Origin of the sequence: Acidovorax sp. JHL-3 (assembly GCF_000526295.1) — a bacterium.
GTDB lineage: Bacteria > Pseudomonadota > Gammaproteobacteria > Burkholderiales > Burkholderiaceae_C > Acidovorax > Acidovorax defluvii.
Map to the genome: position 1 here is coordinate 886,018 of NZ_JAFU01000001.1, position 19,094 is coordinate 905,111.

Annotated in this window: 18 protein-coding genes; 9 read left to right on the forward strand and 9 right to left on the reverse strand. The window is 66.4% G+C overall.

Annotated features, from left to right (window positions below; translation table 11 throughout):
• The first annotated feature begins 377 nt into the window (after window positions 1-377).
• From K226_RS0104045 to K226_RS0104055, 3 genes are all read left to right on the forward strand, one after another.
• Window positions 378-2,396: a ribonucleoside triphosphate reductase gene (locus K226_RS0104045; protein WP_024813587.1), complete on the forward strand. Its 2,019-nt coding sequence runs from the start codon at window positions 378-380 to the stop codon at window positions 2,394-2,396.
• A gap of 189 nt (window positions 2,397-2,585) precedes the next feature.
• Window positions 2,586-2,762 (forward strand): anaerobic ribonucleoside-triphosphate reductase, encoded by a 177-nt coding sequence (gene nrdD, locus K226_RS19765; RefSeq protein ID WP_114654666.1) that lies wholly within the window; start codon window positions 2,586-2,588, stop codon window positions 2,760-2,762.
• 142 nt (window positions 2,763-2,904) lie between these two features.
• Window positions 2,905-3,606 carry an anaerobic ribonucleoside-triphosphate reductase activating protein gene (locus K226_RS0104055; RefSeq protein WP_238324193.1) on the forward strand — a complete coding sequence of 234 codons (702 nt, stop codon included), beginning with the start codon at window positions 2,905-2,907 and terminating at the stop codon, window positions 3,604-3,606.
• A gap of 183 nt (window positions 3,607-3,789) precedes the next feature.
• Here the strand turns inward: K226_RS0104055 and recQ are convergent, their stop codons facing one another.
• The 3 genes from recQ to K226_RS0104070 all read right to left on the reverse strand — a co-directional run bounded on the left by recQ (window position 3,790) and on the right by K226_RS0104070 (window position 6,621).
• The gene (gene recQ, locus K226_RS0104060) at window positions 3,790-5,649 is read right to left on the reverse strand and encodes a DNA helicase RecQ (RefSeq protein ID WP_024813589.1); all 1,860 of its coding nucleotides are present in this window, start codon (window positions 5,647-5,649) and stop codon (window positions 3,790-3,792) included.
• Window positions 5,650-5,938: 289 nt separating this feature from the next.
• Window positions 5,939-6,289, reverse strand: coding sequence for an RNA-binding protein (locus K226_RS0104065; protein ID WP_024813590.1), 351 nt, complete (start codon window positions 6,287-6,289; stop codon window positions 5,939-5,941).
• Between the two features lie 122 nt (window positions 6,290-6,411).
• Window positions 6,412-6,621 carry a hypothetical protein gene (locus K226_RS0104070; RefSeq protein WP_035240874.1) on the reverse strand — a complete coding sequence of 70 codons (210 nt, stop codon included), beginning with the start codon at window positions 6,619-6,621 and terminating at the stop codon, window positions 6,412-6,414.
• A gap of 417 nt (window positions 6,622-7,038) precedes the next feature.
• Between K226_RS0104070 and K226_RS0104075 the strand changes: the two genes are divergently transcribed.
• From K226_RS0104075 to K226_RS0104095, 5 genes are all read left to right on the forward strand, one after another.
• Complete coding sequence (locus K226_RS0104075) at window positions 7,039-8,103, forward strand: homocysteine S-methyltransferase family protein (RefSeq protein WP_024813592.1); 1,065 nt, start codon at window positions 7,039-7,041, stop codon at window positions 8,101-8,103.
• 68 nt (window positions 8,104-8,171) lie between these two features.
• On the forward strand, window positions 8,172-9,458 hold the full coding sequence (locus K226_RS0104080) for a DUF3696 domain-containing protein (RefSeq protein ID WP_024813593.1): 1,287 nt from the start codon (window positions 8,172-8,174) through the stop codon (window positions 9,456-9,458).
• A complete protein-coding gene (locus tag K226_RS0104085; RefSeq protein WP_081739321.1) occupies window positions 9,451-10,032 on the forward strand; it encodes a hypothetical protein in 582 nt (193 codons plus the stop codon). Before K226_RS0104080 ends, K226_RS0104085 begins: the two co-directional genes overlap by 8 nt.
• Window positions 10,025-10,702: an RNA ligase family protein gene (locus K226_RS0104090; RefSeq protein ID WP_024813595.1), complete on the forward strand. Its 678-nt coding sequence runs from the start codon at window positions 10,025-10,027 to the stop codon at window positions 10,700-10,702. Before K226_RS0104085 ends, K226_RS0104090 begins: the two co-directional genes overlap by 8 nt.
• Before the next feature lie 154 nt (window positions 10,703-10,856).
• On the forward strand, window positions 10,857-11,999 hold the full coding sequence (locus K226_RS0104095; protein ID WP_024813596.1) for a hypothetical protein: 1,143 nt from the start codon (window positions 10,857-10,859) through the stop codon (window positions 11,997-11,999).
• 294 nt (window positions 12,000-12,293) lie between these two features.
• Here the strand turns inward: K226_RS0104095 and K226_RS0104100 are convergent, their stop codons facing one another.
• On the reverse strand, window positions 12,294-13,604 hold the full coding sequence (locus K226_RS0104100; RefSeq protein WP_024813597.1) for a CaiB/BaiF CoA-transferase family protein: 1,311 nt from the start codon (window positions 13,602-13,604) through the stop codon (window positions 12,294-12,296).
• A 163-nt stretch (window positions 13,605-13,767) separates the two neighbouring features.
• Between K226_RS0104100 and K226_RS0104105 the strand changes: the two genes are divergently transcribed.
• Window positions 13,768-14,682: a LysR substrate-binding domain-containing protein gene (locus K226_RS0104105; RefSeq protein WP_024813598.1), complete on the forward strand. Its 915-nt coding sequence runs from the start codon at window positions 13,768-13,770 to the stop codon at window positions 14,680-14,682.
• A gap of 65 nt (window positions 14,683-14,747) precedes the next feature.
• Here K226_RS0104105 and K226_RS0104110 read toward each other — a convergent pair whose 3' ends face one another.
• The 5 genes from K226_RS0104110 to K226_RS0104130 all read right to left on the reverse strand — a co-directional run bounded on the left by K226_RS0104110 (window position 14,748) and on the right by K226_RS0104130 (window position 19,083).
• Window positions 14,748-15,131, reverse strand: a complete 384-nt coding sequence (locus K226_RS0104110) for a PaaI family thioesterase (protein WP_155886530.1) — start codon at window positions 15,129-15,131, stop codon at window positions 14,748-14,750.
• Between the two features lie 98 nt (window positions 15,132-15,229).
• A complete protein-coding gene (locus K226_RS0104115; protein WP_024813600.1) occupies window positions 15,230-16,387 on the reverse strand; it encodes an acyl-CoA dehydrogenase family protein in 1,158 nt (385 codons plus the stop codon).
• A 33-nt stretch (window positions 16,388-16,420) separates the two neighbouring features.
• Complete coding sequence (locus K226_RS0104120; protein WP_024813601.1) at window positions 16,421-17,629, reverse strand: thiolase; 1,209 nt, start codon at window positions 17,627-17,629, stop codon at window positions 16,421-16,423.
• Entirely contained in the window at window positions 17,626-18,009 is a 384-nt protein-coding gene (locus tag K226_RS0104125) for a Zn-ribbon domain-containing OB-fold protein (RefSeq protein WP_024813602.1), read from the reverse strand. Before K226_RS0104125 ends, K226_RS0104120 begins: the two co-directional genes overlap by 4 nt.
• Before the next feature lie 96 nt (window positions 18,010-18,105).
• A complete protein-coding gene (locus K226_RS0104130; protein ID WP_024813603.1) occupies window positions 18,106-19,083 on the reverse strand; it encodes a tripartite tricarboxylate transporter substrate binding protein in 978 nt (325 codons plus the stop codon).
• Between the last annotated feature and the right edge of the window lie 11 nt (window positions 19,084-19,094).

Sequence of the window (19,094 nt, forward strand, 5' to 3'; positions counted from 1 at the left end):
GTGAGTGCGTGCGCCTGCGTGGCGGCGACGTCGATCGCCTGCGTGCCGATGAACCCCCGCCACCCGGCCCATGAACGCGTTGCCCAGCGGCGCCGCGACAAAGCCATCTGCCACTGCCGCCAGCGCGTGGCGGTGCAGCGGGCCGGCTTGGGCGAGCGGCTCTGGCGGTGGTGCCAGCACGCACGCAGAGGCAACCAAAAGCCCGCCGCGTATCGGGCGCAGATGGCTTACGCCCTGATCACCGTGTGCTGGTGTCGGGGCTTTTTTTACTTCTGCTGACAGCCGCATTTGTGCTGAATCAAACTACCTATAGTGTTTGATGGGTATCGTGAACACCATATGTAGTGTTTTAACCCCTTGCCAGATTGTGAGAACCCATGGCGTCCACCCTAGTCACCTTGCCCCGCGAGGTCGTTTTGCGCAGCGGTCAGCGCGTTCCTTTTGATGCGGAGCGCATCCGCGCCGCGCTGGCCAGTGCCGGGCAGGCGGCGGGTGAATATGGCGCCGAAGAAGCGGCGCTGCTCACCGCGCAGGTGACCAAGGTGCTGATCCACCGCTTTCATGGCGAGGCGCCCACGGTGGAACAGATCCAGGACGTGGCCGAGCAGACGCTGATCGCCGCCAACCACCTGGCCACCGCGCGCGCCTACATCGTCTACCGCGAGCAGCACGCCCAGCTCCGCGCTGACAAGCAGACGCTGGTAGACGTGGAAAGCTCCATCAACGAATACCTCACGCGCGCCGACTGGCGCGTGAATGCCAACGCCAACCAGGGCTATTCGCTCGGTGGCCTGATCCTCAACGTGGCGGGCAAGGTCACGGCCAATTACTGGCTGTCGCACGTCTACACGCCCGAGATCGGCGAGGCGCACCGCCATGGCGACATCCACATCCACGACCTCGACATGCTCAGCGGCTACTGCGCGGGCTGGTCGCTGCGCACGCTGCTGCATGAGGGGCTGAACGGCGTGCCCGGCAAGGTGGAGGCGGGACCGCCCAAGCACATGAGCTCGGCCGTGGGGCAGATCGTCAACTTTCTCGGCACGCTGCAAAACGAGTGGGCGGGTGCGCAGGCGTTCTCGTCGTTCGACACCTACATGGCGCCCTTCGTGCGCAAGGACGGCATGGACTACGCCGCCGTGCGCCAGTGCATCCAGGAGCTGGTCTACAACCTCAACGTACCCTCGCGCTGGGGCACGCAAACACCGTTCACCAACCTCACCTTCGACTGGACCTGCCCCGAAGACCTGCGCGAGCAGGTGCCCGTGATCGCAGGCCACGAAATGCCGTTTGCCTATGGCGACCTGCAGACCGAGATGGACCTCATCAACCGCGCCTACATCGACGTGATGACCACGGGCGATGCCAAGGGCCGCGTGTTCACCTTTCCCATCCCCACCTACAACATCACCAAGGATTTCCCGTGGGAGAGCGAGAACGCGCAGCTGCTGTTTGACATGACGGCCAAGTACGGTCTGCCGTATTTCCAGAACTTCATCAACTCCGAGCTGGAGCCGAACATGGTGCGCTCCATGTGCTGCCGCCTGCAGCTCGATTTGCGCGAGTTGCTCAAGCGCGGCAACGGCCTTTTTGGCAGCGCCGAGCAGACCGGCAGCCTGGGTGTGGTGACCATCAACTGCGCGCGCCTGGGCTACCAGCATGCGGGCGATGAAGCCGGCCTGTTCGCCGCGCTGGACCGCCTGATGGAACTGGGCAAGCAGAGCCTGGAGACCAAGCGCAAGCTCATCCAGCGCCTCATGGACCAGGGCCTGTTCCCCTATACCAAGAGGTATCTGGGCACCCTGCGCAACCACTTCAGCACACTGGGCGTGAACGGCATCAACGAGATGGTGCGCAACTTCACCCACGATGCGCACGACATCACCAGCGACTGGGGTCATGCGTTTGCCGTGCGCTTGCTCGACCATGTGCGCGAGCGCATGACGGCTTTTCAGGAAGAAACCGGCCACCTCTACAACCTGGAGGCCACGCCCGCCGAAGGCACCACCTACCGCTTCGCCAAAGAGGACAAAAAGCGCTGGCCCGCCATCCTGCAGGCCGGCACGGCAAGCCAGCCGTACTACACCAACTCGTCCCAACTGCCCGTGGGTTTTACCGACGACCCGTTCGAGGCCCTGCTGCGCCAGGAGGCGCTGCAATCCAAATACACCGGCGGCACCGTGCTGCACCTGTACATGGGCGAGCGCCTGTCCAGCGGCGCGGCTTGCCGCGATCTGGTCAGGCGCGCACTCACGCGCTTTCGCCTGCCGTACATCACCGTCACGCCCACGTTCTCGATCTGCCCCACGCACGGCTACCTGGCGGGCGAACACCCCTTCTGCCCGCGCTGCGACGAAGAGCGGCTGGCCGCCAAGCGGGCTGCACTGGCTGCGTGAGGGCGCAGGCTCTGGCGCGGCCAATGCAGGCCGATATTTAGAAGAAAAAGGCCCGTAGCCCTTATGTAATAAGCGCTAACAGCTATCGAAATAGGAGCATTCAAGACTCCCAACCCGTTGTATGCGTTCCCGCCGGACAGCGCCGTAATTTTGCAGCGTGTCCATTTTTCGACCCCAGGAGATACCACCATGAGCCATCTTTCGATCACCGAGCAAGCCGCCATTGACAACGTTCAACTCACCGACGCCGAGCGCCAGCCCTGCGAGGTCTGGACCCGCGTGATGGGCTACCACCGCCCCGTTTCCAGCTTCAACGTGGGCAAGCAGGGCGAGCACCACGAGCGCCAGTTTTTTGCCGAGAAGTGAACAACCCCCTGAGCGGCTGCGCCGCTTCCCCCTTCTCTCGCAAAGCTCTGCTTTGGGGGAAGGGGGACGCCACATGCGCAGCGGGGCGGCCCTTGCGCGGTGGCCGCTGGCCGGTGCCGCGCCAGAGCATACGTCTTCAACCATGGATACCGTGAGCGAAACCCTGTTGTCTGCCAACCCTATGCGCATCGGCGGCATCACGCCGCTCACCACCATAGACTTTCCCGGCCGCCTCGCGGCCGTCGTCTACTGCCAGGGCTGCCCCTGGCGCTGCAGCTATTGCCACAACCCCGAATTGCTGGATGCCACGGCGCCCGCCGCCGTGCCGTGGGCGCAGGTGCAGGCGTTTTTGCAAAGCCGCCGGGGCCTGCTCGATGGCGTGGTGTTCTCGGGCGGCGAGCCCACGCTGCAGGCCGCATTGCCCGCTGCGCTGGCCGAGGTCCGTGCCATGGGTTTTGCCACCGGCCTGCACACGGGCGGCATGTACCCAGAGCGCCTTGCCGCTGTGCTGCCGCTGCTCGACTGGGTGGGGCTGGACATCAAAGGCCCGCTGCAAGCCTACGACAGCATCACCGGCGTTCCCGGCAGCGGAAAGCGCGCGTGGGAGTCGCTGCAACTCGTGGTGCAAAGCGGTGTGCCATACGAATGCCGGACCACCTGGAACCCCGAGCTGTTTGATCTGGATGCACTCCAGGACTTGGGCGAAACGCTGGTCGATGGCGGGGTCACGCATTGGGCGCTGCAGCAATGCCGTGTGCCGGGCCTCGCCGCGTACGAAGGGCTGCCGCCTGTGGTGGAGACCCTTGGCGAGCGGTTTGCGTCGTTCAGTGTGCGACGGGGCTGAAGGCGACGGCCTTAGAGCCTGTTCAACGTCTTTTTGGAGATCGCATTGGAGTGCAATCGGGATGAGTGCAAGCCTCGGACGCGCCGAATGGGCTCGTGCCCATGCAAGCCGCCGGGGCGTCCAATTGGTGCCCCCAATTCAGGGCGCCATGGGCCTCCCCTGCACGGCACTGCCAGCACTATCTCAGCTTTGCTGACACACCCGCAGCACCTCGGCACCATACGCCTCCAGCTTCTTCGCCCCCATGCCGCTGATGCCCTGCAGGTCTTCCAGCGTGCCTGGGTTGCGCTCGGCAATGGCAGCCAGCGTTGCGTCGTGAAAGATCACATACGCGGGCAGGTTGTGCTCGCGCGCCACTTCGGCGCGCCAGGCCTTGAGGTTGATGAAACGCACCTGCGCATCGGGGCCCAGGTTTGCGGCAGCGGCCGGTGGTGCGCTGCTTTTGCGGGTGCGTTTGGCAGGGGCGGATGACACCGATTCGCGCAGCTGCACCGGCACCTCGCCCTTGAGCACGGCGCGCGAGCCTTCGGTGAGGCACAGGGTGTCAAAGCTGTGGCCGCTGTCCAGCATTACCTTCTGCAAGCCCAGTGCGCCGGTGGCGATCAGCTGGCGCAGCACGCCGCGCAACTGGGGCTCGGTCAGGTCGGCGCCAATGCCGAAGGTGGAGATTTTTTCGTGCCCGAACTGCGCCACCTTTTCGGTCTTCTTGCCGCGCAGCACATCCATGATGTGCCCGGTGCCAAAGCTGATGCCGCTGGCCTGGTTCACGCGGTAGATGGTGGACAGCAGCTTGCGCGCGGCATCCGTGGCGTCCCACACCGCCGGTGGGTTCAGGCAGTTGTCGCAGTTGCCGCAGGGCGTGGATTTTTCGCCAAAGTAGGCCAGCAGCCGGACGCGTCGGCAATCGGTGGCCTCGGCCAGCGCCAGCAGTGCATCGAGCTTGCCGCGCAGCGCCTGCTTGAACTCTTCACCCGCGGGGCTCTCGTCGATCATGCGGCGCTGGTTCACCACGTCGTTCAGGCCATAGGCCATCCAGGCATCGGCGTTCAGTCCGTCGCGGCCCGCACGGCCGGTTTCCTGGTAGTAGCCCTCAATGTTCTTGGGCATGTCCACATGGGCCACAAAGCGCACGTCGGGCTTGTCGATGCCCATGCCAAACGCAATGGTGGCCACCATCACGATGCCTTCTTCGCGCAGGAAGCGGTCCTGGTTCTTCTGGCGCACCTTGGTGTCCAGGCCCGCGTGGTAGGGCAGGGCCGTGATGCCCGCGTCGCACAGCGTGGCGGCCAGTTCTTCCACGCGTTTCCTGGACTGGCAATACACCACGCCCGCCTCGCCCGCGTGCTCGCGCTCGATGAAGCGCAGCAACTGCGTGGTGACGTCCTTTTTCTCCTCAATGCGGTAGCGGATGTTGGGCCGGTCAAAGCTGCTGATGAACAGCCGTGCGTCTTCGAGCTGCAGCCGCTCGATGATGTCGGCGCGCGTCAGGTCATCGGCCGTGGCCGTGAGGGCGATGCGCGGCACGCCCGCATAGCGCTCGTGCAGCACCGTGAGCGCGCGGTACTCGGGGCGAAAGTCGTGGCCCCACTGGCTCACGCAATGCGCCTCGTCAATGGCAAAAAGCGAGAGGTGCCCGCCCTGGTACAGACTGTCGAGCAGGCCCAGGAAACGCGGCGTGTTCAGCCGCTCGGGCGCAGCATACAGCAGCGTGATGTCGCCCGTCTGCAGGCGCAGCTCCACGTCCTGCGCCTCGTCAAAACTCAGGGTGGAGTTCAAAAACGCCGCGTCCACCCCCGCCTCGTGCAGCGCGCCCACCTGGTCGTGCATCAGTGCGATCAAGGGCGAGATCACGATGGTCACCCCGCGCCCCTGCTGCTGGCGCACGATGGCGGGCACCTGGTAGCACAGGCTTTTGCCGCCGCCCGTGGGCATGAGCACCAGCGCATCGCCACCGCCAATCACATGTTCGACGATGTCCTGCTGGGGGCCACGAAACTGCTCGTAGCCAAAGACGTCGTGCAGGACGGTGTGGGCAGGGGACAAGGCGGAGGACAGGCGAGAAGACAAACGATTACTCTGAAATTGATAGCTGTTAGCGCTTATCTATAAAGCGCTAGAGGCCAATTTGACCAATATTTTCGCGGCAGACTTGCCCGCTGGCGAAGGGGCTTATTGTGCGCCGGGCGCCGCGTTACCCGTTGAGGGCCTCGCGCCGTACGCACTCCGCAGGTTTGGGCCCCATGCCCTTGTAACGCTGGCTCCATGGCGCCCTGGTCGGGACAAAAAAAAGACCGGCTCCGCAGAGCCGGTCATTCGCAGGAAGGTGTGGGGATCAGTATCGACCGCCGCCGTAGCCGCCCGTACCGTAGCCAACATCTGAGCGCTTGCCCGCGGTGTAGCCAGCGGCGCTGTAGCCACCCGAGCCGCCACCTTCTTCGCGGGGGCGGGCCAGGTTCACCACGATCGAACGGCCGTCGACAGACATGCCGTGCAGCGCGCTGATGGCGGCCTGGGCGACTTCGGCAGAGGCCATTTCCACAAAGCCGAAGCCCTTGGAGCGGCCGGTTTCACGGTCCATCATGACCCTGGCCGAAGAGACGCCGCCAAACTCGGCAAAGTTGCTTTGCAGGCTGGAGTCGGTCACGGAGTAGGGCAGGTTGCCCACGTAGATTTTGGTACTCATGGAAGAGCCTTTCTGAATAGTGGTGTGCAACGAATGGCGCACCGTTGGGGTACGGGCGTGCAGATCGGGAGTCCGCAGCAAGGAGGAAGGGTGAACTGGATCTGGGGTGGGCAGATCACCCATCAGCACATGGGTGGGTGCTGCATGCACGTTTGCAGCCAGCCCTGGGTGACTGCAAAGAGCCGGGCGGCTTCGCGCGAGGCAAAGGCTTTGTCAAAACGGAACACACGGCAATAGCTGCCGTTGCCCTGGGAACGATGGACCGAGAAGGAGGCGCGGAAGCGGCCGCAGTCGGTCGGGTGTGTCGAGGGCGAAACGACGTACTTGCCCATGGAAATGGCGGTCTGTGAAATCGGGTGCAATCAAGATCGCAGGCTTGTAAAGCGGCCTGCGCGAGCATCGAGGGACGCGGTGGGCTGCAGCTCTACAGACCCACTGGGCGACAAAGGTCGCAAATGGCGGCCTGCATGGGGCGGCTTGCCGCCTATAAGCAGGCGTTGCGGTGACGACCCTGTCGGGAGACGTGACTGCAACAAAGTTAATTATATTGCAATTCGTATGTGAAATTTATTTAATATTCTTTGTGGTTTTAAAAGAACGCCACGCCCGGGTGTGCCGTGACGTGCGCCCTGTTGCCGCGGCGGCAGCGATGTTGGGCGTCGCCGCCATGCGCGCCAGTCGACGCGCACCCTCATCGCCACATGTCCTCAGGCGGCGCCGGATGGCCCGGCTTCCTACAATAGCGGGCTATGCAAGCCCTTCAATACACCCGCGCCGCCCAACTGCCCGCCATCCTTGCCCAACGCATCGTCATCCTCGACGGCGCCATGGGCACCATGATCCAGCGCTTCAAGCTGGGCGAGGCGCAGTACCGGGGCGAGGGCTACACGGGGCCTGACGGCGCGGGCGACCGCTTCAAGGACTTTCCGCGCGACGTGAAGGGCAACAACGAGCTGCTCAGCATCACCCGGCCCGACGTGATCCGCGACATCCACGAGCGTTATCTGGCCGCTGGCGCCGACCTGATCGAGACCAACACCTTTGGCGCCACCACCGTGGCGCAAGAGGACTACAAGATGGCGCATCTCGCGCGCGAGATGAACCTGCGCTCGGCCCAGCTGGCGCGCGCCGCCTGCGACAAATACAGCACGCCCGACAAACCACGCTTTGTCGCCGGCGCCCTGGGCCCCACGCCCAAGACGGCCAGCATCAGCCCCGACGTGAACGACCCTGGCGCGCGCAATGTCGACTTCGAGCAGTTGCGTGCGGCCTATTACGAGCAGACCGAGGCGCTGGTGGAGGGCGGCGCCGACGTGCTGCTGGTCGAAACCATTTTCGACACGCTCAATGCCAAGGCCGCGCTGTTCGCCATCGACGAGTATTTCGAGAAGAGCGGCGAGCGCCTGCCCCTCATCATCAGCGGCACGGTGACCGACGCCTCGGGCCGCATTTTGAGCGGCCAGACCGTGACGGCCTTCTGGCACAGCGTGCGCCACGCGCGCCCGCTGGCCATTGGCCTGAACTGCGCGCTGGGCGCCACGCTGATGCGCCCCTACATCCAGGAGCTGAACCGCGTGGCAGAAGACACCTTCATCAGCTGCTACCCCAATGCCGGCCTGCCCAACCCCATGAGCGACACCGGCTTCGACGAGACGCCCGAGGTGACCAGCCGCCTGGTGCATGAGTTTGCCGCGGAGGGGCTGGTGAACATCGTTGGCGGCTGCTGTGGCACCACGCCGGACCACATTGGCGCCATTGCCAAGGCCGTGGCGCCGGTCAAGACCCGGCCCCTGTTCTATCGCGAAGCGGCCTGAACCGACCCGAAGCGGGCACAGCGCCCGCATGCGACCCCTGGCCGCTTTGGCGCGGAGAATCGACGCACATGATCCAGCACCTGCAGCTCAAGAATTTCAAGGCCTGGCGCGACAGCGGGCTGGTGCGGCTGGCGCCGGTCACCATGCTGCTGGGCAGCAACTCGTCGGGCAAGTCCAGCTTGCTGCAAAGCCTGCTGCTGCTCAAGCAGACCGCGGCTGCGCCCGATCGCACGGTGCACCTGAACCTGGGGGGCGATGAAGCCCACGACATGGTCAGCCTGGGCAGCTTTGATGCGGTGCTGGCGCACGGCGCGACCCCGCGCCAGTTCGAGATCGTGCTGGAGTTCGAGCGCCCCGAGGGCGAGCGCGTGCGCCGGGGCCGGTTTGCCTGCAGCTATGGCCAGACGGCCAGCGGTGCCGTGGTGGTGCAGGCGCTGGCGTTGTCCACGGTGGCGCGCGAGTTCCGCGCCGTGCGCCGTGAGCGCGGGGCCTATGCGGTGTGGGTGGATGGCGAGCGCCAGGCCCGGGGCAAGGGGCCGCAGCTGGCGCCCGAGCGCTCCATTGCGTTTTCCGCCGAGGCCATTGCGCTGCTGGGCCCCGATGGTGCCCATCTGCAGGACCTGAGTCTGGCCCTGCGCCGCGAACTGGAGGCCATTGTTTACCTGGGCCCGCTGCGCCAGCGGCCTGCGCGCGACCAGGTGTGGAACAAGGGCGGGTCGGGCGCTGTGGGGGCCGAGGGACAGCAGGCCATCAACGCCCTGCTGTCCGATGCCTTGCAGCCGGGCGCGGGGCAGGGCGCGGTGCTGCGCAGCGTGTCGGCGGGGCTGCAGCGCATGGGCCTGGCCGACGGGATCGAGGTGCGGCAACTGGGCCGCTCCAGCCGCTACGAACTGCTGGTGCACAAAGATGGCGTGGCTGCCAACCTGCGCGACGTGGGGGTGGGTGTGGCGCAGGTGCTGCCGGTGCTCACGGTGGCCTACAGCGTGCCGCCCGGCAGCACGGTGCTGCTCGAAGAGCCCGAGATCCATCTGCACCCGCTGGCCCAGGCGGTGCTGGCCGAGCTGTTTGCCGAGGTCAGCCAGCAGCGCCAGGTGCAGTTTCTGGTGGAGACGCATTCCGAGCACCTGTTTCGCCGCATGCAGACCCTGCTGGCGCGCCGCCAGACCACCACCGCGCAATGCCAGATGCTGTTCGTGGAGCGGCAGGGCGCCAACGCCGTGCTGGTGCCGCTGGAGGTGGACGAATTCGGTGCCGTGCGCAATTGGCCGCCACGGTTTTTTGGCGATGCCATGGGCGAGGCGCGCGAGCAGGCGCGCGCCCGGGCGCAGCGCATGCGGGAAGCCGCCGGTGGCTGAACCTAGCGGCCCCGCGTCCGCCGCCGTGCCGGCCTCGCGGCTGGTGGATACCAACGTGCTGATCGTGGCCAGCGCGGCCGATGCCGGCTCGCCTTTCCGCCCCGAGGGCACGCCGGTGGACGACGCCGCCCTGCGCCAACGCGTGTTCGACTGGCTGGAGGCTTTTGAGTCCGACCCCGCGCGCCACGCCGTGCTCGACGCCGGCTGGCAGGTGTGCGGCGAATACGACAACAAGCTGTCGGAGCAGGACTATGGCTGGCTGGTGATGATGCACAAGATCGACCGCAACGAAGTGGTGTGGGTGGATGTGCAGCCCGATGCCGATGGCAACGCCGTGTTGCCCCCCGCACTGGCCAGCGCCGTGACCGATCTGGCCGACCGCAAGATGGTGGCGGCCGCCCTGGCCGCGCTCGAACTGGGCAGTGCCTGCAAGCTCACCAATGCCAGCGACACCGACTGGCTCGACTGCCAGAAGGCGCTGCGGTCCGTGGGCCTGGAGGTGGAGAATTTGTTGAACGACTGGCTGGTGGCGCGTTGGCACACCAAGCATGGAAAAAGGGCCCGATATGACTGATTTCTTCCGTTTCCCGCACACCCCGCACATTGCGTGGCTGGCCACCGGCGCGCCACGCGACGACAAGGTGCTTTCGCCCGACGAGGCGCACGAGCTGCTGGCCGGCGAGGTGGTGCTGGAAGAAAAGCTCGATGGCGCCAACCTGGGTTTTTCGGTGTCACCCGACGGTGTGCTGCGCGCGCAAAACCGCGGGCAGTATCTGCCGCAGCCCTTTCACGGCCAGTTTGCCCGGCTCGGCCCCTGGCTCGCCGCGCACGAAGACAAGCTGTTTGATGCACTCGGCACCGACCTGGTGGCGTTTGGCGAATGGTGCGCCGCCCGCCATTCGCTCGACTACGCCGCGCTGCCCGACTGGTGGCTACTGTTCGATGTGTACGACCGCAGCACGGGCCGGTTCTGGAGCACCACGCGGCGCAACGCGTGGGCGGCGCGCATGGGCTTCGCCACCGTGCCCTGCCTGTATGCCGGGCCGGTGGATCTCGACCAGCTGCGCGAACGGGTGCACGCAACGCACAGCCAGTTTCGCCAGGGCAACCTCGAAGGCATCGTGATCCGGCGCGAAAACGCCGACTGGCTGGAGCAGCGGGCCAAGCTGGTGCGCGCCGATTTCACCCAGACCATCGAAGAGCACTGGCGCAGCCGCGCGCTGGAGTGGAACCGGGTCGAGTGACGTGGCCGCCACGTCACTCCGCCACCCCGCCCCGCCTTGCGGCGCCGGCCAGCGCGTGGATGTGCCTGCGCTAGCCACGGGCCACTAAACCCCGCAGAATCTGCGGGCGCGCTGCATCCTCGGTGCGCACCCTGTCACCACACAAAGCCCCGCCATGTCCATTCGCATGGATCCTCCCCGCAGCCCCCAGCCGTCCGTCGCACAGGCGCTGGCGCAAGCGGCCGTCCAGCGGCAGAACATGCTGCTGGGGGGCGAGCGCGAAGGGGCTGTGCAGCTGCCAGCCCCAGAGGTGTTGCCGGGAGCGCCCGCACCGGGCACGCCCGCGATGCCTTCCCCAGTGCCTTCTGCGATGGCGCAGCCACCAGTGCCTGCGCTCACGGACCGGGTGAGCCTGTCACCGCAGGCCCGGCAAGGCCTGGGCGATACGCCCTCGGCCACCACAACAGGCGGTGCCGGGGGCCGCACAGGCCCCGGCGTTCAACCCGCATCACTGCTGTCGCCCTCGGCTTTGGGCGCGTCCGCCAGCGCCATGCCTTTGTTGCCAGCCTGGCCCGCCAGTGGGCTCAGTGTGCCGTTGCGCAGCATGGTGAACGCCCTGGTGCAGCAGCTCACGGCCTCGGTGTTGCCCCAGCAGGTAACGCGGGCGCAGCCCTGGCCCGCCGACCTGGCCCGGGCGCTGGATGGCGCTGCAACCGCGGGCAGTGACGGCGATGGGGCCTTGTTGCCGCCCCTGCAGAACTGGCTGGTGCGCCAGGGATCGGTGCTGACGCCAGAGGGCGCGCGCGGTTTTTCGCTCACGCTGCGGGTACCGGCGGCGTGGTTGCAGACCCAGTCCCCGTCCCTGGCTGCTGCGCCCGCAGCCGCTGCTTCAGCCGCCCCGTTGCAGGCCGCATTTGGCGGGCCGCCGCAGGCCCTGCAGTCGGGCGTGGTGGCGCTGGTGTTGCAGGGCGCCGAGTCCGCTGCCGCGCGCACCAGCGCGTTGCTGGTCATGGATTTTCAGCCGCAGCAGGCGGCCCAGGTGTACGGGCGCGACATGCAAATACGCCTGGACCCCTGGGTGCAGATGGCCGCCCTGCAAGCCAGCGGGCAAATACCGCGCGAAGAAGACAAGGCCCGCAGCGGTGAGCATGGGCTGTGCCACACCCCCGGCTGCCCGTATGCCGGGCGGGCCGAGTGCGAGGAGCCCTTTTGCCCGGCGCTGCACAGCGTGGGGGCCGTGGTGCCCGCACTGGCTTTGGGCGCTGAGGCGCCTGACCCTTCAGTGGTAGAACCGGCCGGAAAAGACGTCACCGGGTAAGCGGCCCGCCTTCAAGAATCCGATCGCCATCAGGGATACAGCCCGCGCCCGAGCTGAGGCAACGCTGAATAAGTCCCTCGCGCGCCGCGCAACTCTTCTTTGAACGGTCTGCTGCGTTGCAAATCCTCGCAATAGCTTGAGCTATTGCTACGGTTTGTGCCTTGCATCCCATCCCAAAGCCGGGCGCGCGCGCCATCACGGGGACTTGTTCAGCGTCGCCCTGACGGCGGCCGTGGCATGCATTTCGGACAGGCGCCCTGCGGGCTGCGGCAGTCCAGGACGCTACCCAAAGAGCTACACCACCCCTTTGTCGCGCAGTGCAGCCATGCGCTGGGCGTCCACGCCCAGGCGTTCGCGCAGCACCTGCTCGGTGTGCTGGCCCAGGGCTGGCGGGGCATGGCGCAGCGTGGGCGGCGTGTCTGACAGGCGCATCGGGCTGGCCGTGGTCACCACGCGGTTGACGTGTTCGCCCGCAGGCGGCTGGGCGCCCGGGTAGCGCTCTTGCTCCACGCGCAGGCCCCGGTGCTGCACCTGGGGGTCGTCGAAGGCCTGGCCGATATGGTTGATGGGGCCGCAGGGCACGGCCTTGTCTTCGAGCAGGCGGACCCATTCGGTCGTGGACCGCGTGCGCGTGACTTCAGCCATCAGGGGAATCAGGGTGTCGCGGTGCGTGACGCGTCCTGCATTGGTGGCAAAGCGTGCGTCCTGTGCCCAATCCACGCCGGCTGCTGCGCAAAAACGCACGAACTGCCCGTCGTTGCCGATGGCCAGCAGCATGTTGCCGTCGGCCGTTGGAAAGTCCTGGTAGGGCACAACGCTGGGGTGGGTGTTGCCCTGGCGGCGGGGCAAGTTGCCGGAGTTGAGGTAACCCGTGCCCTGGTTGGCCAGGATGGCCATGGCCACGTCCAGCAGGGCCATGTCGATGTGTTGGCCGCGGCCTGTGTGGTGGCGCGCCTCCACGGCGCTGAGGATGGCGCTGGTGGCGTACATGCCCGTAAACAGGTCGATGACCGCCACACCCACGCGCAGGGGGCCGCCACCGGGCTCTGAATCGGCGCGGCCCGTGATGCTCATCAGCCCGCTCATGGCCTGCACGAGCAGGTCGTAGCCGGCGCGTGGCGCATACGGCCCTGTGTGGCCAAAACCCGTGACCGAGCAGTAGATCAGGCGGGGGTTGAGCTGGCGCAGGCTCTCGTAGTCCAGGCCGTAGCGCGCCAGGCCACCGGTCTTGAAGTTCTCCACCAGCACGTCGCTTTGGCAGGCCAGTTCGCGGATGATTTCCTGGCCCTCGGGCGTGGCCATGTCCACCGTGACCGAGCGCTTGTTGCGGTTGCAGGCGGCAAAGTAGCAGGCGTTGTCGGTGGGCATGCCGGCCGCATCGGCAAAAAAGGGCGGGCCCCAGTGCCGTGTGTCATCGCCCTCGCCGGGTTTTTCGATCTTGATCACGTCGGCCCCCATGTCGGCCAGGTTCTGGGTGCACCAGGGGCCGGCCAGCACGCGCGAGAGGTCTAGCACGCGCAGATGGCCCAGAGCCCCCGTGCGTTGCGGTGCCGCCCCGTGCGAGGCAGACGAGGCAGGGGCGGTGGCGTGGTCGCTGGCGGTCATGGCGTTCTTTCGGTGGTACCTGTCGAGTGGCCTGCACCTTGCAGGCAAGGTTGCCATCCTAGGGCGGCGGCGTGCACTGTGGCTTCGCTATTATTGAAGGCAGCGTTTGTACCTGACAGCACAGGCGCGGCAGGAGGGGGCCAGGCTTTCCTACAATGCGTGCATGGCCATGCATTTTGATCTTGTGGATTTGCGTTTGATGGTGCGCATTGCTGAGGCAAACAGCATGACGCGCGGAGCGGAGCTGTCTTTCATTTCCTTGCCTGCCGCGAGCACGCGCATCAAGAATTTGGAAGAGAGCATTGGCACCAAGCTGCTGTACCGCACCAGCCAGGGCGTGACGCTGACCCCACCGGGCCAAGCCTTCGTCACCCATGCGCGCATGGTGCTGGGCCAGATCGAACACTTGCGCGGCGATATGCAGGAGTACGTGCGTGGCATCAAGGGCCATGTGCGTGTGTTCGCCAACACCACGTCGCTGGGCGAGTTCCTGCCGCCGGTGCTGCGGCATTTTCTGCGGCGTCATCCGGATGTGAACATCGACCTGCGCGAGCGGCTTTCGCACGACATCGTGCGCGCGGTGACCGAGGGGCAGACCGACATCGGCATCGTCGCCGGCCTGGTACGCACCGAAAACCTGGAGACCCTGCCCTACCACCGTGACCGCCTGGTGCTGGTGGTGCCGCGCGGCCACGCGCTCGACGGTCAGATGCAGATCGACTTTGCCGACACGCTGGAGCTCGACTATGTCGGCCTGCACGAGTCCAGCGCCATCCATGCATTTCTGCGCCAGGCCAGTGACCAGCTGCACCGTCCGATCAAGCTGCGTATCCAGGTTGGCAACTTCGAGACCGCCTGCCGCATGATTGAGGCGGGCGTGGGCGTGGGCGTGCTGCCCGAGTCGGCCGCCAGCCGCCACGCCCAGACCATGGACATCGCCATCGTGCCACTGACGGACGCCTGGTCGGTGCGCGAGATGCAGATCTGCGTGCGCAGCCTGGAGTCCCTGCCCAGCTTTGCGCAGGAACTGGTGGAGCTGCTGGTGGCGGATGCGCAGGGTCGGTTACAGCTAAAGTGATGCTCTTTTAATAATAGCTGTTAGCGCTTGCCAGATAAGCGCTTCAGCCACATTTCACTTGATTTTCATTCGATTGATTTCCAGGTCACCGGCGCCAGCCAGTACTTGAAGGTGCCGCTGGCCGTGGCCACCACCTGGCCCTGCTCGTCGAGCAGCTGGCCCGCACAGCTGCACAGGCTGCGCGTGGCGTGCACCACCCAGCCCTCCGCCAGCAGCGCGCCACGTGCCGGACGATGGAAGCGGCTGCTCATCTCCACGGTCACGGCAGTCTGCGAAGGCGCATCCGGCACTTCGCCCGCAGCGCGCGACATCACCGAATCGAGCAAGGCCATGATCACGCCGCCATGCGCGGCCGGCAGCTGGTTGAGCAGTTCCTCGCGCAGGTGGGGCAGGCGCACATGCACCTTGCCCTGAGGCGCCGGCACCTGCGTGGCGCCGATGAGCCGCATGAAGGCGCTGCGGTCCACCGGCCCTGCCGCCTCGCTCACGGGAGTCACTTCGCCCTGAGGGGCTGCGGCGCTCTGAGCCTTGGGACCGGCCGGGATGCTCATGCGTTGCGTGCCTCGCGCACCATGTTGCGCGCGATGATGATCTGCTGGATCTGCGTCGTGCCCTCGTACAGGCGGAACAGGCGCACGTCGCGGTAGAAGCGCTCGATGCCGTACTCGGCCATGTAGCCCGCGCCACCCAGGATTTGCACCGCGCGGTCGGCCACGCGGCCGCACATCTCGGTGGCGAACATCTTGGCGCACGAGGCCTCGGTGGAGACGTTGTGTCCATCGTCGCGGCGCCGCGCGGCGTCGAGTGTCATGCACTCGGCCGCGTACAGCTCTGCCTGGCTGTCGGCCAGCATGGCTTGCACCAGCTGGAAGTCGCAGATCGGTTGATCGAACTGCTTGCGCTCCAGCGCGTACTGCAGCGCATCGCGCAGGATGCGCTTGGCCACGCCCACGGCCACCGCGGCGATGTGGATGCGGCCTTTTTCCAGCACCTTCATTGCGGTCTTGAAGCCGCGGCCCTCCTGCAGGCCGATCAGATTGCCTGCCGGCACTTTCACGTTATCGAAGATCACGTCGCAGGTATGGGCGCCGCGCTGGCCCATCTTCTTGTCGTACTTGCCAAAGCTGATGCCCGGCGTCTTGGCGTCCACGATGAAAGACGACACGCCGCCCGCGCCCTTGTCCTGCGGGTTAGTGCGCGCCATCAGCGTGAACATGCCGGCGTGCGGAGCGTTCGTGATGTAGCGCTTGGTGCCGTTGACGATGTAGTGGTCGCCGTCGCGGATGGCCGTGGTGCGCAGCGAGGCGGCGTCCGATCCGGCTTCTGGCTCGGTCAGCGCGAACGAGGCAATCACCTCGCCCGTGGCCAGCTTGGGCAGCCACTCGGCCTGCTGCTCAGGCGTGCCGTCCATCAGGATGCCCTGCGAGCCAATGCCCACCGTGGTGCCGATGATGGAGCGGAAGGCCGGTGCGGTCTGGCACAGCTCCAGCAGCACACGACACTCTTCCTCCATCGTCAGCTCCAGACCACCGAACTTCTCGGGAATGGTCATTCCGAACAGGCCAAGGTTGCGCATCTCCTGCACGATGGCCTCTGGAATCTCGTCGGTCTCGGACACTTCGTTCTCTGCTGGCACCAGGCGCTCGCGCACAAAGCGGCGCACGCTGTCGAGCAGGGCTTCAAGGGTTTCTGGGTCGCGGATCATGGCGGAGGTACTTTCTTTTCTCGATATTCAGGGTCAGAGGGTTTCGGCCGTGCCGAGCACGGCGGTGGACTGGCTCGACAGCGTGCCGCCGTTGCCATGCACCACGGCCGTGCGGTGTTGGTTCAGCTGGCGTGCGCCCGCTTCGCCGCGCAACTGGCGCACGGCCTCGATCAGCGCAAAGATGCCGTACATGCCCGGGTGCACGCAGGACAGGCCACCACCATTGGTGTTGACGGCCAGGCGCCCGCCGGGCGCGATGCCGCCGCCTTGTACGAAGGCTCCGCCCTCGCCCTTGGCGCAAAAGCCCAGGTCTTCCAGGAACAGGATGGTGTTGATGGTGAAGGCGTCGTACACCTGCGCCATGTCCATGTCGGCCGCGCGGAGCCCTGCCATGGCGAAGGCCTGGGCGCCGGACTGCGCGGCCGCCGTCGTGGTCAGGTCGGGCATGCACGAGATCTGGCGGTTCCAGATGGCCGTGGCGTTGCCCAGCACATAGACGGGAGGGTTGGGCAGGTCGCGCGCACGCTCGGCACGGGTGAGCACGATGGCGCCGCCGCCGTCCGTCACCAGGCAGCAGTCGCGCACGGTGAGCGGGCTGGCGATCGGGCGGGCCGAGAGCACGTCCTCGATCGTGAGCGGGTCGCGCATGAATGCCTCGGGGTTCTTTTGGGCCCAGGCACGTGCGGCCACGGCCACCTCGGCCAGCTGCTCACGCGTGGTGCCAAATTCATGCATGTGGCGCGCGGCGGCCAGCGCGTAGGCGGCGACGGGCAACACTGGCTCATAGGGGTGCTCGTAGGGCTGTGGGTCCAGATAGCGCCGGGCAGCCACGCCTTCCTTGCGGCCGAAGGTGGCGGAGCGCTGCGCACTGCCGTAACACACCAGCACGGCCTTGCACTGGCCCGCCTCCAGCGCGCGAATCGCCGGCAGCAGGTGGGCGATGAAGCTGCTGCCGCCGATCATGGTGCCGTCCACGTAGGTCGGGTTGATGCCGAGGTGCTCGATGACCGGCATGGTCCACATGCTGGCGTTGACGCTGCAGGTGGCCAGGCCGTCGATGTCCTGCATGGTCAAGCCCGCGTCGGCCACGGCCGCGTGCGCGGCGCGCACCAGCAGCGTCATGTCGTCCATGCCGGGCGCCTCGCCGCAGCCATAGGTGGCGGCGCCGGCGATGGCCACGCGTCCACGCAGGGGGCGATTCACGGCGGCGGCGTCCAGGTGGGATTGCGGAGTGCGGCTCATGCGGCACCTCCTGGTGCTGCGGGCTGGAATAGCACCAGACCCCGTCCGTCCTTTTGCGCCACATGGGCCTGCACGCGCATGCCGATGTGTACCGCTTCGGGCGCCAAGCTCTCAACGCGGCTCATCATGCGCACGCCTTCGTCCAGGTCGATCAAGGCCACGTTGTAGTTGCCGCCGGCGTCCGCCTTGCGTGCGATGGTGGTGGCGGAATAAACGGTGCCCAGGCCGCTTGCGCGCACCCAGCGCAGCGGGCTGGCGCCGCAGTGCGGGCACAGTTCGCGTGGCGTGAAGACATGGTTCTGGCACTGCGGGCATTGCTGCAGGCAAAAGCGGCCGGCGTCTAGCTCGGCCTGGTAGTGGGTTTGTGCGCTCAGGTGCATGGTTTTTTTGAAAGACTTCGCAGTAAGAGATGCAGCATGCACTCGTCACGGCCTCAATTCAATTCGACAATCTGAAAGGGCGCCTTCGCCGCGGAATCAGCCCGGCGTGATCCCCGCGGTCTTGATGACCTTGGCCCACTTGTCCAGTTCACCGCGCAGGCGCTGGCGCATCTGCTCCTGCGTGCCTGGGTCGGCCTCGGCGCCGGCCTCCAGCAGGCGGCGGCGCACATCCGGGTCTTTCATCGCGGTGTTGAAGTCGGCGTTGATCTTGTCCAGCACGGCCTGCGGTGTCTTGGCGGGCGCGAACAGTGCAGCCCAGGAATAGGCCTCGTAGCCGGGCAGGCCGGATTCCACGCCGGTGGGCACATCGGGCAGCATGGAGGAACGCTTGCGGCTGGCCACGCCCAGCACCTTGATGCGGCCGGACTTGATGTGCTGCAGCGCGGTGGGCGCGTCGCTGAACATCAGCTGCACCTGACCACCCAGCAGGTCGTTCATGGCCGGGGCGCTGCCCTTGTAGGGAATGTGCTGCAGCTTGGTGCCGGCCTCCATGTTGAACAGCTCGCCCGCTAGGTGCGTTCCGCCGCCGTTGCCCGAGGAGCCATAGGCCAGCGGCGTGCCCTTCTTCGCCAGAGCGATCAGTTCCTGGATGGTGTTGGCCGGCACCGACGGATGCGCCACGATGAACACCGGAAACATGGCAGCGAAGCTGATCGGCGCGAAGTCCTTTTCGATGTCGTAGGGCAGCTTGCCCATCAGCGACGGGTTGACTGAATGGTGGATGGCGCCCACGAACAGCCCGTAGCCGTCGGGTGCCTCCTTGGCGGCGGCCGTTGCGCCAACCACACCGCCCGCGCCCGCGCGGTTATCGATCACGGTGGGTGTCTTCCAGATCTCGGACAGCTTCTGGCTGAACACGCGGGCCGTGGTGTCCACCGGGCCGCCTGGCGGAAACGGCACGATGAAGCGCACGGGCCGGCTGGGCCACGGCTCGGAAGCGAATGCCGCCAGCGGATGGGCGGCGGCGAGCAGGCTGCCTGCAATGAAGCTGCGGCGTGAGGTCGAGGAATGCATGCTTTGTCTCC